A 14,398-nucleotide genomic window follows, 5' to 3' on the forward strand; every position below is an offset into this window, starting at 1 on the left:
GCATCCGCTTGAACGCGATGACGCGCGGCCGGCGGATGCGGCCTTAGGGCAGCCATCCGATGACGCGCCACCACAACAGGTTGAGCGGCCAGATGATGAACACGGAGAGGATGGCGAGCCGGAAGCAGAAGCCGACCAGCAGCCGGCCAATGCCGGGATTGACCTGCATCGCAACCGCCAGCGGAGGCGCCTGATAGGGCAGGAACACCGTCGAGAAGCCCACCACCTGCGTCATCGCCACGGTTTCCACGGGCAGCCCGGTCATCGCCGCGACCCCCGGAGCGATCGGCGTCAGGATCGCCGGGACCGCGACGATGGTGACGAGGAGGCCGAGCGCGGTCGCGATGGCCATCAGGATCAGGACCGTCACGGCGGGATCGCTTCCCCCCCAGGCGACCAGCCGTCCGGTCAGTGCCGCCAGCTCGTGGCCGATGCCGGACGCCTCCAGAACCGCACCGACGCCGACGACGGCCGCGACATAGAAGATCGGATCGAGGTTGACCGCGCCCAGGCCCTTCTCCGGCATCAGGCCCGCGCTCGGCCAAAGGCAGACCACCGCGGCTGCCATGCCGACCCAGGCGGGCGAGACGTGATGCCAGGCATCGCTCAGCCAGGCGAGGATGGTGATGGTCAGGACGACAAGGAGCCGGATCTCCCCGGCTGCGAAGGGGAGGCGGCGCGGCGCGGCCTGCCGGCCGGGCATTGCCGGCTCGCGCCGGTAGGTGAACGCCAGCATGGCGATGATCAGCGCAAGCTTCGCGAGGCCGAGGACCGGGTAGTGGAGTGCGAGATAGCCGGCGAATGACGGTGCGCCGATCCCTGTCGTCTCCAGCAGTCCGGCGAGCACGTTGTTCGGCACGTTGGCGGGAAGCACCGCCATCGCCGGAAAGAAGGTGCCGACCATGCCCGCCAGCACGATCGCTCCTGCGCGGCGATCGCGCGCCTCCAGGCCGGCCGCGGCGACGGTCGCCTCCAGCATGGGCATGACCAGCAGGATGCGGCCCATGGCGGACGGCATCAGGAACACCAGGCCGGCACCAAACAGGACGACACGGGCGAGGAACAGGGGAAAGCTCATGGGCCGGCGGCCCGCCAGCGCTTCGCCCAGCCGCTTGGCAAGGCCGGTATGGCGCAGCGCCGCGCCCATGACCGCCCCGGCGATCACCAGCCAGACCGCCGACCCGGCGAATCCGGACAGTACCGTCGTCGCCGGCGCGATCCCGCCGACGATGCAGGCGACGAAGAACATCAGCGCGGAGAGATATTCCGGCAGGGCCCGCGTGGCGAACAGCGCCATGGTCGTCCCGCACACCAGGAGAACGCCCAGCTGGTGGGTGGTGTCGAACCGGCCAGCCAGAACGCCGGCCAGCCCAAGGGCGCAGATCAGGCCCGCCAGCATCGCGGGCGACACGAGGGTGCCCCGGCTCATCGGGCAGGCCAAACGCTGCGCCGCGGCGCGGGCGTCATGGGAATTCGGCCGGCCATGGGAACTCCGGGAAGCGGGAATCGCTGGGCCGGGAATATACCCGCAACCTCCCGCCGGCGTCGCGCCGGGCGTAGGAAAATTGTGCGCGCCGGCCATCCGGCAGCGGCGTCCGGCACACGGCCGGCGACGGCCTGCCGGGCCTTGCAGGCAGCCGCGCAATGCTGGCTTACGCGGGCCCGGCGGGTCACCCGCCGGTGCGGGCGGCGCTCCGGGGCCGGGCTCAGTCGAGAAAGGCGATCGGATCGCCCGGCGCGATGCGCCCGCCCTTCACCACCTCCGCATAGACGCCGAGGTCGGTGTGGCCCTGATAGTCACGGATGGCGAGCGGCAGGTTCACGTCGCGCACGGCGGTCGAGGGATCGACGCTGGTGGCCGCGCAGCGCCGGGTTCGACGCACCACCTTGAGCACCGCATCGCCGACCGACAGGCGCCGCTCCACCCAGTCCAGCTCCGACCAGGCGGCTACGCCGGAGAAATACAGGTTGGCGCGGAATCGGATCGGGTCGAGCGCCATGGAGAGATGGCGCGACAGGTCGGCGACGGTGTCGAGATTGATCAGCGAGATGGAGCGCATGAGCGCCACCGAATGCACGCTGACATCGGTGAACTGGTGCCCCGGCGCGTGCACGAGCACCGGGTTGCCCGGCAATGGCACACCCACCACGCCCGCCAGATGCTGCGCCAGCGCGGCGCTTCCCACCGCGTCGAGCGCGAAGGTCTCGGCCGCGTCGCCGTCTTGTACCTCCAGCCGGTCCGGCGCTTGGAGGAGGCGGGTGCGCAGGCGGGCGAGGCTCTCGTACTTCGCCAGCATCAGGAACTGGATCTTGGGCGCGGGCTTCGGATCGGCGGGATCGAACCGCAGGGAACCGTCGGTTACGGCATAGGCGCGGTCGCGAGGAAAACCCTGGCCCTGCGCCAGCGCCACGTCGGCCAACGGCTCGGCGGACAGGCCCTTCACCGGGTAGCGGAACAGACTGTCGATGCGCATCCGAGCCTCGCTGCAGGCATTCGAGCAGCAAGCTGAGGCCGCCGCCCCCCACCTTCAAGCACATTTGCAGGCACATTTGCGATCGGCCGTGCAGGCGCCGTCACGCGGCGCCCGCCGCCCGGCAAGGCGGGGCGCGGTCGTCGCGCCCCGCCTCTGCACGTTGCGCGGCGGCCGCTACCGGATGGACTCCGGCAGCGTCATCACGATCGCCGGGAATGCGATCATGAGCCCCAGGAAGAGGAAAAGCAGCGCGATGAAGGGCATGACACCGGAGATGACCTCCGATATCGGCCGCTTGGCGATGCCGGTGACGACGTAGAGCACCATGCCCACCGGCGGCGTCACCAGGGCGATCTCCATGTTGATGACGAACAGGATGCCAAACCAGATCGGGTCGATGTCGAGCGCCACCATCGCCGGGTAGAGGATCGGCACCACGATGTAGATCACGGAGATCACCTCGAGGATGCAGCCGAGGATGACCAGCATGACCATCACGGCCAGCACGAACATGGTGGCCGAAAGATCGAAGCTCTCGATGATCGACATCAGGCTCTGGCTGATCTGCAGCGTGGTCACGGCATGGCCGAGGATCACCGAGCACGACACCAGGAACAGGATCATGCAGGACGTGGTCATGCTGTCCATGAACACGGAGAACAGATCCCGCAGCTTCAGGGTGCGGTAGATCAGCAGCGTCAGGATCAGCGAATAGAGGACGCCGATGCCGGCGGCTTCGGTCGCGGTGAAGATGCCGAAATAGATGCCGCCGATGACGATGACCGGAAGGACCAGGGCGCCCGAGGCATAGCGGGTCTGCGCCCATCGGTCGGCCCAGGAGGCCTTGGGCAGCGGTATGTACTTGGAATCGGTGATGGCTCGCACGACCACATAGGCGATCAGCATCACCGTCAGCACGATGCCGGGCACGAGGCCTGCGGTGAACAGCTTGCCGACGGACTGGTCGGTGATCGCGCCGTAGAGCAGCAGCGGGATCGAGGGCGGGATGAGGATGCCGAGGGTGCCGGAGGCGGCGATGAGGCCGAAGGTCAGGCGCCGGTCATAGCCGCGATCGAGCATGGGCTTCATCGCCACCATGGCCATGCTCGCGGCGTTGGCGATGGAGCTTCCGGTGATGCTGGCGCCGATGGCGCTGGTCACCACCGTCGAGACCCCGAGGCCGCCCGGCAGATGGCCGACCCAGCGCGTGACCGCCTCGAACAGGATTTCCGTCACGCCGGCGCGCCGCAGAATCTCGCTCATGAGCACGAACAGGGGGATGGCGGTGATGAGGAAGGAATTGTTGGCCGCGTAGAGGGTCGGGCCGAGCATGGACAGAGCATGCGGACCGTCCAGCAGCACGGCGACCCCAAGTCCGATGATCCCGAGGCCGATGCCGATGGGGATGCCGGTGGCCAGAACGAGGAGCAGGACGACGATCAGTGTGAGGGCCATAATCTGCTCCCGTCAGACAGGAAGGACGGGATCGGCGGCAACAGGTGCCGCCTCGCGGTGCACAAGGCCGAGGCGAACCAGCGACCGCGCCAGGAATTCGAGCATCAGCACGCAGAACGATACCGGGATGATGGATTGGGGGATCCACAGCGGGATCCTGAGTTCGCCGACACTGACCGCGCCGAGAATCTGCGACAGCTCGACGAAGCTGATGCCGGACCACAGCACCATGGCGCAGAACACGGCGGCCACAAGGTCGGTCGCGGCGCCGAGGCCGTTGCGCAGGCGCGGGCTCAGGCGCGAGGTGATGAGATCAACTTCCAGATGCCCGTTCAGGCGCAGGACGTAGCCGGCGCCGAGGAAGGCGATGGCGATCACGCCATAGATGGAGAATTCGTTGCTCCATATGGTGGCATGTCCGAACACGCTGCGTGCGATCACCTCCCAGGTCACGGAGACGAACACGCACGCCAGTCCGGCAATCGCCAGGACGGCCGCGGCCAGGGATATCCAGCCGATCACGCGGTCCAAAAGCTTCAACATCGCTCACTCCTCCCCCGCAGGAGGCACGGCGGCGAACCGCCGTGCCGCGCCGCTCAAAGACCCTTCACCCATTCCACCAGGGCCTTGTCCTCGGCATCCGCGCGCTTGCCCCAGCTCGTATAGACCGGCCCAAGAACCGCCGCCCACGCCTGCTTCTGCTCCGGGGTGAGGATGGTGACGTTGCCCTTGGTGCGCAGGAACTCGGTGCTCTTCTGGTCGCGGGCGATGGATTCATCGACGCTCCATTCGAACGCCTCGCGCCCGGCTTCCAGCAGCGCCTTCTGGTTCTTCTCCGACAGCGAATTGAACTTGGCGAGGTTCATGTTCATGGCGAACACGCCGAACGCGACCTGCGCCACGGTGGTTTCCTTGCCGGCCTCCCAGAGCTTGCGGGAATCGATCGAGGATACGCCGGTGATGGCGCCGTCGATCGTGCCGCTCTGGATCGCGAGGTACATCTCGCCGGGGTCCATCGTCACCGGCGAGGCGCCGAGGATGCGCAGGGCCTCCGAGGCCAGCGCCCCGTAGCTGCGGATCTTCGCGCCCTTGAAGTCCTCGAGCTTCACCAGCGCGCGGTCGCGCATGGAGAAGTCGAACAGCGAGCCGAAGAACATGACGCCCAGCGGCTTCATGCGCCGCTTGGCCATCTTGCGGGTATAGGCCTCGAACAGCTGGCCGCCCGGCGCCCAGGCCTTGGCCGCGTGCCGCGCGTCGCGGAACAGGAAGGGCAGGTCGTTCAGTTCGGAAATGGCGTCGGCGGTCCACACATTGGTGAGGTTGTCGCCGATGTCGAGCGCGCCGGACGCCACCGCGGTGGGGATGTCGTGCGCCTTGTAGAGCTGGCCGGAGGGATAGACCTCCACCTTCACCTGGCCGCCGGTCTTCTCGGCGACGAGCTTGGCGAACAGCTTCTGCCCGTCGGTCATGTGGTGCGAGGCCGGCAGCGTGCCGGCATAGCGCAGCGTGACCTCCTGGGCCGACGCGGCCGACGGCACGGCGATCGCCGTAACGACAGCAGCCGCAATCACGTTCATCGCGTGCCTAAAGTCCATAATGGGCTCCTGCGTCATGTTTGGATACCGACGGCAATCAAATGCGCGGGCGGGCGGGGCGTCAAGGACGGAATAGGGCAGGGGGGCTGTCCTGGCGCGGGAAATGCAGCCTTCTTGCGCAGACGTCTAAAATATCCGCACCGTCTGGCGTCGCCTTAGTCAGTCCGGCTGCATGTGGGCGCGGATCATGCCGAGGTTCGGCGTGATGCCGAGGCCGGGCGCTTCGGAAATGCGCGCGAGCCCCGTTGCGGGCAGCGGCACGTCGACCACATCGGCCGCGAGATACCGGTGGGTCAGGCTGACGCCCCAGGCGGCGTCATGGGCCAGCGCCGCCAGATGCAGGCTCGCCGCCGAGCCGATGCTGGTCTCGGCGATCTTGCTCGCCACCACGGGGACGAGATCGTGCGCGCGCATCAGGTCGATGGCCGCGACGACGCGCGACAAGGGACCGAACTTCAGCGCCTTGAGGCCGGCGCCTGCGATCGCCCTGTCCCGTGCATAGGTCTTGAGATCGGCCAGCCCGTGCAGCCCCTCGTCGAGGCAGAGCGGGGTGGGATCCGCGCGGGCGAGGGCGGCGAATCCCTCCGCATCGCCGTCACCCACGGGCTGCTCCAGATAGGCGAGTCGCGCAGGCCGCGCGGCCGACAGGTAGGCCTGCGCCTGCGCGACGCTCCAGCCCATATTGGCGTCGGCGGAGAGGTGAGACTCGGGTCTGATCGCCGCGCGGACCGCCTGAGTCAGCCGCACGTCGGCGTCCACATCCGCCCGCCCCACCTTGATCTTGAAGTGGGTGAAGCCCTCGGCGAGGGCGCTTTCGGCCTCCGCAAGGAAATCCTTGGTGCCGATCATGGCGATCAGGGGCACGCGCTCCTGGCGGCGCGGCCCGAGAACCGCATGGAACGGCACCCCCCGGCGGCGCGCCAAAAGGTCGGTGAGGGCGATGGCGACGGCGGCCTTGGCCCCCGTATTGCCGCGGATCGCGCCATCGATCCGCTGCTCCAGCCCTGGCAGGCTGTCGCAATCCTGGCCGAGCAAAGCCGGCGCCAGCCGCTGGCGGACAGCGGCGGTCATCCCGGCGAGCAGTTCGCCGTTCATGGTGGGGGCGCTGGCGCTCTCGCCCCAGCCCCAATGGCCTTCGTCGTCGCCGATGCGGACGATCAGGTTCTGCGCGGCTGAGATGGTCTCGCTGGCCAGAACCATGGGCGTCCGCAGCGGAATGGCGACCGGGTAGATGTCGATGCGCTCGATGGTGGCCATGGCCGCTCCGTCACCGCACGTCTTGCATTTCGAGGCGGTTCGTTACAGACAGTAATCAATAGCGGATCGGTTTGAAAAGCAGGTGGCCCTTGGACAATCACATGGATGCACTTCTCGGCATCGGCCGGCTGGCGCGCGAAGCGAGCTTCGCGAAGGGACCGGAAGAGGCGCTGTGGGTCGTGACCCGCGCGCTGCCGTCCTTGTTCCTCGAACGCAATGACGGCGCCCAGCCGACCACGGCCTGCACGGCCTTCATCCTGACGCCCGACCGGCGGTTCCACCTCATCACCGCGCCGGTGAACTTCGCCGCCGAGCAGCATCACGAGAAGGTCGCTCTGGAGCTGGGCCACCCGGGCCATGTGGCGGCGACGCAGCAGCCGCTGCTGCTCGCCAATACCGGCCACCACACCTCGTTCGTGAAGATCCTCCAGACCTTCCGCGCCGGCTCGGCGATGTTCGCGCCGCTCATGTGGGGCAATGATTATCTCGGCTGCGTGATCTGCGCGAGCGCCGCCCAGAACACGTTCCGCGAGCGCGACCTGATGGTGCATCAGGCCTATGCGGCGCTGGCTGCGACGCTGTGGGTGGCGAAGGGCGGGCCGGCCTGGCTCGCCGCGCTCGACCTCGCCGCGCTGCCCGAGCGCACCGCCCCGAGCTGAATCGCGCACCAACTTAATGACGGAGAACGCGGTATCCGATCAGCGAGCGGTGCACGCTGATCGGCGCGTGCTCTAAAGCGGCGCCAGCTTTTCCCACGGGCTCTGGCGGTCGAGGGCGTCGGCCAAGCCGATCAGCCGCTCCTCGCTGCCGGCGCCGCCGATGAGCTGGATGCCGATGGGCAGGCCGCTCGCCGACGGCGCCGCAGGGACGCTGATGGCGGCAAAGCCCGCCAGATTGACGAAGGTCGTGAACACGGCCGAGGCCCGGGGCGAGGCGGCCTGTCCGTCGATCGTCGCCGGGAAGGCGTCCTCGCGCGGCCAAGGCAGCGCCGCCGCGGTGGGCGTCAGCAGCAGGTCCAGCCCCTCGAACACCCCCATGAGGCTCCGCCGCATGGCGTGCACGGCATCGAGCGCATCCAGATAATCGGTGGCCGCGAGCCCGAGGCCGGTTTCGGCCATGGCCGCGATAGGGGCGGTGACGCGGCCGCGCCAGTCCGGGAACCGGCGCACCGTGCGCGCCACGCCGGCGGCGGCAAGGGTGCCGAAGAGCCGGTTGACCTCATCCGGATCGTAGGGTGCCGGGATCTCCCGCACCCGGTGGCCCAGGCTTTCAAGCCGGCGGATCGCCTGCTGGTAGCTGCGGCGCACCTCGCCGTCGAGCGGCCAGCCCGGCAGGTCGCAGAACGCGCCGATCACCTGCGGCGCGGCGGCATCCTGAGGCGGGGCAGGGGCGATGGGAGGGGCGATGGCAGGGGCGATGATCGCCATCACCGCCTGCACGTCGCCGGCCGTGCGGGCGATGACGCCGATGGTCTGGAGATCGGAGGTCAAAGCGGGAAAGCCCGCCCCGCGCGCGATCCGCCCCACCGAGGCCTTGAGGCCGACGCATCCCGCATGGCTCGCCGGCCGCCGGGTGGAGCCGCCGGCATCGGTCGCGATCGCGATCGGCGCGATGCCGCCCGCGACGGCCGCCACCGCGCCGCCGCTGGAGCCGCCGGGCGACAGGCGCGTATCCCAGGGATTGGCCGTCGATCCGAACACATCGTTGGTGGTGAAGCCGGCGAGCGACAGTTCGGGCGTATTGGTCTTGCCGATGATGATCGCGCCCACGGCCCTGAGGCGCGCGACGGGCAGGTCGTCCTCCTCAGCCACATGGTCGGAGTAGAGCCGGCTGCCCCAGGTGGCGCGCAGCCCGCGCACGAACAGATTGTCCTTGACGGTGATCGGCACCCCGTCGAGGCCGGACAGGGGCGCCCCGCGCTGCCAGCGCGCGCGCGACTGCGCCGCCGCCGCCCGCGCGCCGTCCGCATCCAGGGTCACGACGGCATTGAGCGCGCCGTTCACCGCGTCGAGCCGGCCGAGGCAGCTTTCCAGCGCCGCGACCGGATCAGCCGTGCCCGCGGCGTAGGCCGCCGCGAGTTCCGCGGCGGAGAGGCGCCAGAGCACGCCGGCCGGGTTCATTGACCGAGGATCGCGACCGCGCGGATCGGGCTGCCGGTGCCGCCGCGGATCTTCAGCGGAAAGCCGATGAAGCGGAAGCGCCCCTTGCCGATCAGCGCCTCCATGTTCACGAGGCCCTCCACATGGGTGAAGCCCATGTCGCGGCATACCATGTGGACCTCGAAATTGTTCTTGCCCGGCCGGCCGGGGCTCACCGCCTCGACGCCGAACATGGCGATCTTCTTCGCCCCCAGCCACTCGGCCGATTCCTTGGTCAGACCGGGGAAGTCGGTGAGATATCCGGGCGTGTCGTAGCAGCGGTTGTAGAAGTTCATGTGCAGCAGCACCATGTCGCGCGGCCCGATGGTCACGCCCGCAGCCTTCTCGGCCGCCTCCAGGTCGGCGATCGAGATGTCCGACTTCAGCTCCTTGTGCGAGAGGTCGAGGCACACCGCTTCGAGGTAGAAATCCTCCAGCGGCAGCTCGTGGATCGCCTTCGCGCCCGGGTCGGCGTTGAAGTGCACCGGCGCGTCCACGTGGGTGCCCGCATGGTCGCCGATGGCGAGCGACAGGGTCGCCGACGAGAACTTCACGCCCTCCGCCTCGCGGATCTCGTCATGGGTGCTGTAGGGCGTGATGACGATGGACGGATGGTTCAGGAGCCGCGGCATCTTGTGGTAGATTTCACGGCTGAGATCGATGAATTGCATGCGGCCACCTATTTGATTGCTGACGGCAATTAAATGGGAAAACCGCGAGCCGTGCAAGCACGGGCCGTCGGAGAATCTGGGGCAGGGGGCTCAGGCCGCGAGCAGGAATTCCGCTAGCGCGAAGATTTCGGCGGCACGCCGGTATCCGGTCTGCGACACGTGGACCGGCGGCGGGACCTGGTTGACGCGGGAATACGTCTCGCCGAGCCCGTCACGCACGCCATCCGCATAGGCGCCCGCCTGCGGCACCGGCCCGGCGAGCGTGATCCGCTGCGGCGGCAGCACGCCGCTCGCCGGCGCCAGCTGGAGGCCGAGAGCCATTCCCGCATTGTGGAACAGGCTCGCCCAGGCGGGATCGCCGTCGTTGGCGCGGCGCACCGCATCGACGATCGCGCTCATCTCCTGACTGACGTCCTCGGCGCCCACGGGCGGCATGGCGTGCTTCACCGAGAGCTGGCGCAGCAGCGCATGGCCGGAGGCCAGGGTGGTGAGGCAGCCCACCGCGCCGCAGCCGCAGCGTTCGATGGAACCGGGCACCGGCGTGTGGCCCAGCAGGCGCTCGTCCTGCGTGCTGCGGTACGGCCGCCCGTCGATCATCACGCTGGTGCCGAGGCCGAGGGCGACGTGGATCAGCATCTCCACCGCCGGCTGGCCGACCTCGGGGTCCTTGCGCTGGTAGGCCTCGGCGCTGCTCAGCGCATTGCCGATGGTCTCCAGGCGCACCGGCATGCCCAGCGCCTGCTCCAGCGCGGGACCGACGGACAGCGCGGTGAGGGATCGGATGGAGGAGACGAGAACCGTGCCGCGCCCGTGGTCCACCGCTCCCGCGGTCACGAGGCCCATGCCCAGCACCCGCTCGCGCGGAAGTCGGGCCGAACGCAGGATCTTGCGCGCCTGCGCGGCGATGAAGCCGACCGCCGCCTGCCCGTCGAGATTGAGCACCTCGGCGAGCGGTTCGGTGCGGATCGCCTCGCCGGCGAGATTGACCAGGCTGAGGGTCTGTTCCGAGATGGCGAGGCAGGCGGAGAGCACATAGGCGCCGCCGGGATTGAGTTCGAGCCCGATATGGCGCCGCCCGGGCCGCGAGACGACGATCTCGCCCACCTCGCGAATCAGCCCCTGGTCGATCAGATCGCGGCTGATGCGCGAGACGGCGGCCTCGGTGAGATTGATGCGCTTGGCGATCTCCGAGCGCGAGATGCCCGACTGCCGCGCCACCTCGCGGACGATGTGCGTCCGGTTGTTGGAGCGGAGAATCTGGACACCGACCGGCTCCGGCCGTCGCTTGATCATCGAGACCTCGATTTCGGCTGCGTCTGCCAAGCCCCCGCCCGCGTGAATTTGGCGCGATCCGAGGGTCCAGTGCAAATGCCCGACGAGGCACCGTTCTGACAAGCGAAACAGGCAGAGGCCGGCATCCGCTCTGTGGGCTGCGGCCGTCGGCTGGCGAACGGCGGAAGAGCTACCGCCGGTGCAATCCTGCTGATCGAGGGGCGGCGCAACCGGGGCCGGCGCGCCGGGCCTGTATCATGCCACCGGCTGGAACGTCGGGAGCCCGAACCTGTCGGCCCAGGTATCAAGTCCTTCCGCTGCGGCAGGGGAAAGCGGAACGCCATGGGCCAGCGCATCCCGGCGCAGGTCCATCGCCCGGTCGCCCGGAACGCGCACGGCATCGTGCCCCGGCAGGGGCTTCGCGGCACGGCAGGCATCCACCAGGAAGTCGGACTGGCGCTCGAAGGCTTCGAGCCCCGCGAAGGCCTCGGGGTCGATCACCTGGATGAACACCGAAAGACTGGTGCCTTTCGGGGCGTCCGCGCGGCCGTACCCGGGCAGGCCCTGGGACAGCGCTTCCGCGATCAGGGCCCACGCATAGCCCTTGTGCCCATGGTCGAGACCGCCGGCCGGCAGCAGCGTTCCGGCCCGCTCCAGCACCGCATTCGGATCGTCCGTAGGCCGCCCGTCCGCCTCGATGGCCCAGGGCTGCGGAAAGCGCCCCCCCGCCTTCGCGGTCTGCTTTGCCGCATTGATGGTGGTGATGGAGGCGCTGACGTCGATGAGGATGGGGTCGGCGCTGGTCGGCACCCCGGCAGCGAAGGGGTTGGGCGTCAGAACGGCCTGTGCCGCGCCGAATGGGGCCACGCCCCTGACAGAGGGCACCGAGGAGGCGATCTGGATCATGCACCCCTGTTCGGTCGCCTGCCTCAGATAGGCGGACAGGGCGCCGATATGGTGGCTATCGGAGATGGCGACCGTGGCGATACCATGCTGGCGGACACGCTCCAAGGCGAGGCCCACGGCCTGACGCACCAGCCACGGACCCGGCAGCCGGCGGCCGCGCCAGGTGATGCATCCGCCGCGGTCGGAAACCACGTCCGGAGCGCCGGACAGAGCCATCGCACCGCTCGTGGCGGCCTCAAGGTAGAACGGCGCCAGCGCCACGCCGTGGGTGCGCCGCCCCATGGTATCGGCCTCGACGAGAATCTCCGCGACCGCGTCGGCCTTCTCCGCTTCCATGGCGGCAGCCTTGAAGATGGCCGAGACGCCCGCGATCAGCGTGGCGACGTCGTAGCGGCGGCCCGAATCTGCGGTGCCCGATGTCATTCAGTCCTCCGAGAACGCAGTCAGAGCGCCGCGGCGATCGCGCGCGGTTTCCGAGACGATGGTGAGCGAGGCGCGTATCAGCTCGCCTCCCGTGATGGCGAACGGTGCCTTGTACGCGGTGCTGACCGGATGGCCTGCATCGCGCCCGCAGGAGAGCCCGGCGGTCATGCCATGGGTCGGCCACGCCTTGAGCGACGTGCCCCGCGCGGTGCCGAGGCCGTCGCCCGAAAGCGTCAGGTCCAGTCCGCCATCCCCCGTGCGATCGAAGCAGGCGAGGATGCGTCCCCGGCCGGTGCGGGCATCGTCCTTGATGGCGACGCGGACCCGCTCGTCCTGCGAGAAGACGTATTCGACGACGAATTCCCCGTCCTGCGCGTAGAGGACGAGGCCGCCGAAGCCGCTTCCCCATGCCAGGATGACGCCGTTCAGGGCCGGCGCGGTCTTCTCGAACGTCGCCTCGATGGCGAAGCTGCGGCCGGTCACGTCCGGCGCCATGAGTCGGTCGATGCGGGCCATGTCCGGGAAATAGTCGTACCGGTCCCGCGCCTGGTCGCGGATCCGCTCGGCAGCCCGTTCCCATTCCCGGTCATCGAGCGGCAGAACGGAATATCTCTCCGCCTCCCGCAGCCAAAGCCGCGTCAGGCTGTCGAGGCGTTCGGGCTGTTCGGCGGCAAGATCACGGGCCTCCGAGAAGTCGGCGTCCAGATGGTAGAGCTCCCACCGGTCGCTCTCGGTGGGCGTGCCCTTCGTGTGGCGCGTCACCGCCTTCCAGCCCTGGTGCCACACGGCGCGGTCGCCGAGCAGCTCGAAATACTGCGTCTCGCGCGTGGTCGGCGCTTCGGCCGCAGCGAAGCTGTAGGCCATGCTGACGCCGTGGAGCGGCTGCTGCTCGATGCCGGCGAGCGTGCCGGGGGGGTCGATCCCCAACAGCTCGTAAATGGTCGGCGCGACGTCGATGACGTGGTGGAACTGGCCGCGCATGCCCTTCGCGCCCACGCCATCGGCGGCGATGCCCTTGGGCCAGCGCACCAGAAGCGGTGCGCGCACGCCCCCGCCATGGGTGTCCTTCTTGTACCATTTGAGCGGCGTATTGCTGACCTGCGCCCAGCCGGTCGGATAGTGGTTGTACGCGTCCGGGCCGCCGATCTTGTCGATATGGGCGAGCGCGCGCGCCGGCTCGTCCAGCTCGTAGACCATGTGCTTGCGCAGGTTGATGGCCCCGGTCGCGCCGCCTTCCGGGCTCGCGCCATTGTCGGACAGCAGCACCACGATGGTGTCGTCAAGAAGCTCCAGACGCTCCAGGTAGTCCAGCAACCGGCCGATATGCTGGTCGGTATGGGTCATGAAGCCGGCATAGGCTTCCTGCAGGCGAGTGCTGAGCCGAACGACCGCGTCATCCTTCTGGACATCATCCCACGCCGCGACGTCGTCGTTGCGCGGGGCAAGCTCGGTGTCGGGCGGCACGATGCCGCGTTCGATCTGGCGGGCCAGGCGGTCGCGCCGGACCTCGTCCCAGCCGTGATCGTAGCGTCCCTTGAACGCATCGATGAAGCGCGCCGGCGCCTGGTGGGGCCAATGACACGCGCCCAGCGCCAGATAGAGCATGAACGGACGATCGGGCGCGCTGGTGTGGTGATCCCGGATCATGGCGATGGAGCGATCCACCAGATCCTCGGTCAGGTGGTAGCCTTCAGGGGGATTGAGGTGGATCGGATGGTTGTCCACATAGAGTTCGGGATAGTATTGATCGGCGAGCGCGCCGTGAAATCCATACCAGCGGTTGAAGCCCTTGCCCAAAGGCCAGTTGTTGAACGGTCCCGAGGCGCCGTATTCCTCGGTGCCGGCCAGGTGCCACTTGCCCACGGCCATGGTGTTGTAGCCGGAAAGCCGCAGCACCTCGGGCAGGGTTCCGGCGCTCGGATAGATCCGCCCGTCATAGCCGGGCTCGCCATTGGCCCACTCGGCGATGATGCCGACGCCGACGGAATGCGCGTTTCGACCGGTCAGCAGACACGCCCGCGTGGGCGAGCACATCGCCGTGACGTGGAAGTTGTTGTACAGCAACCCCTCGGCAGCGATCCGGTCGATGTGCGGCGTCGGAATCTCGGAGCCGTAGCAGCCGAGATCGGAGAAGCCGACATCGTCCAGAACGATGAACAGCACGTTGGGGCGGGTCTTTCGGTCGGTCATTTCAAGCGCCGCGTTGG

At 68.6% G+C, this 14,398-nt stretch carries 12 protein-coding genes; 1 reads left to right on the top strand and 11 read right to left on the bottom strand.

Features of this window, described 5'->3' with window-relative positions:
- Positions 1–43: 43 nt before the first annotated feature.
- The 6 genes from D9R14_RS12355 to D9R14_RS12380 all read right to left on the bottom strand — a co-directional run bounded on the left by D9R14_RS12355 (position 44) and on the right by D9R14_RS12380 (position 6,781).
- Complete coding sequence (locus D9R14_RS12355; protein WP_170168594.1) at positions 44–1,429, bottom strand: SLC13 family permease; 1,386 nt, start codon at positions 1,427–1,429, stop codon at positions 44–46.
- 277 nt (positions 1,430–1,706) lie between these two features.
- Entirely contained in the window at positions 1,707–2,474 is a 768-nt protein-coding gene (locus tag D9R14_RS12360) for an MOSC domain-containing protein (protein WP_121623638.1), read from the bottom strand.
- A 174-nt stretch (positions 2,475–2,648) separates the two neighbouring features.
- Entirely contained in the window at positions 2,649–3,929 is a 1,281-nt protein-coding gene (locus tag D9R14_RS12365) for a TRAP transporter large permease (protein ID WP_121623639.1), read from the bottom strand.
- A 12-nt stretch (positions 3,930–3,941) separates the two neighbouring features.
- Positions 3,942–4,472: a TRAP transporter small permease gene (locus D9R14_RS12370; protein ID WP_121623640.1), complete on the bottom strand. Its 531-nt coding sequence runs from the start codon at positions 4,470–4,472 to the stop codon at positions 3,942–3,944.
- 53 nt (positions 4,473–4,525) lie between these two features.
- A complete protein-coding gene (locus tag D9R14_RS12375; protein WP_170168595.1) occupies positions 4,526–5,524 on the bottom strand; it encodes a TRAP transporter substrate-binding protein in 999 nt (332 codons plus the stop codon).
- Positions 5,525–5,683: 159 nt separating this feature from the next.
- Positions 5,684–6,781, bottom strand: a complete 1,098-nt coding sequence (locus tag D9R14_RS12380; RefSeq protein WP_121623642.1) for a mandelate racemase/muconate lactonizing enzyme family protein — start codon at positions 6,779–6,781, stop codon at positions 5,684–5,686.
- 101 nt (positions 6,782–6,882) lie between these two features.
- Between D9R14_RS12380 and D9R14_RS12385 the strand changes: the two genes are divergently transcribed.
- Positions 6,883–7,440 carry a GAF domain-containing protein gene (locus D9R14_RS12385; RefSeq protein WP_121623643.1) on the top strand — a complete coding sequence of 186 codons (558 nt, stop codon included), beginning with the start codon at positions 6,883–6,885 and terminating at the stop codon, positions 7,438–7,440.
- Positions 7,441–7,512: 72 nt separating this feature from the next.
- Here D9R14_RS12385 and D9R14_RS12390 read toward each other — a convergent pair whose 3' ends face one another.
- From D9R14_RS12390 to D9R14_RS12410, 5 genes are all read right to left on the bottom strand, one after another.
- Positions 7,513–8,901, bottom strand: a complete 1,389-nt coding sequence (locus D9R14_RS12390) for an amidase (protein ID WP_121623644.1) — start codon at positions 8,899–8,901, stop codon at positions 7,513–7,515.
- Positions 8,898–9,590, bottom strand: a complete 693-nt coding sequence (locus D9R14_RS12395) for a cyclase family protein (protein WP_121623645.1) — start codon at positions 9,588–9,590, stop codon at positions 8,898–8,900. The genes D9R14_RS12390 and D9R14_RS12395 overlap by 4 nt, the downstream gene beginning before the upstream one ends.
- Positions 9,591–9,680: 90 nt before the next feature.
- Positions 9,681–10,883 carry an ROK family transcriptional regulator gene (locus D9R14_RS12400; RefSeq protein ID WP_121623646.1) on the bottom strand — a complete coding sequence of 401 codons (1,203 nt, stop codon included), beginning with the start codon at positions 10,881–10,883 and terminating at the stop codon, positions 9,681–9,683.
- Between the two features lie 234 nt (positions 10,884–11,117).
- Positions 11,118–12,191, bottom strand: a complete 1,074-nt coding sequence (locus D9R14_RS12405) for an Ldh family oxidoreductase (protein WP_121623647.1) — start codon at positions 12,189–12,191, stop codon at positions 11,118–11,120.
- Positions 12,192–14,381, bottom strand: a complete 2,190-nt coding sequence (locus D9R14_RS12410; RefSeq protein ID WP_121623648.1) for an arylsulfatase — start codon at positions 14,379–14,381, stop codon at positions 12,192–12,194. It abuts the gene before it with no gap.
- Positions 14,382–14,398 lie beyond the last annotated feature (17 nt).

The organism is Xanthobacter tagetidis, from assembly GCF_003667445.1.
GTDB lineage: Bacteria > Pseudomonadota > Alphaproteobacteria > Rhizobiales > Xanthobacteraceae > Xanthobacter > Xanthobacter tagetidis.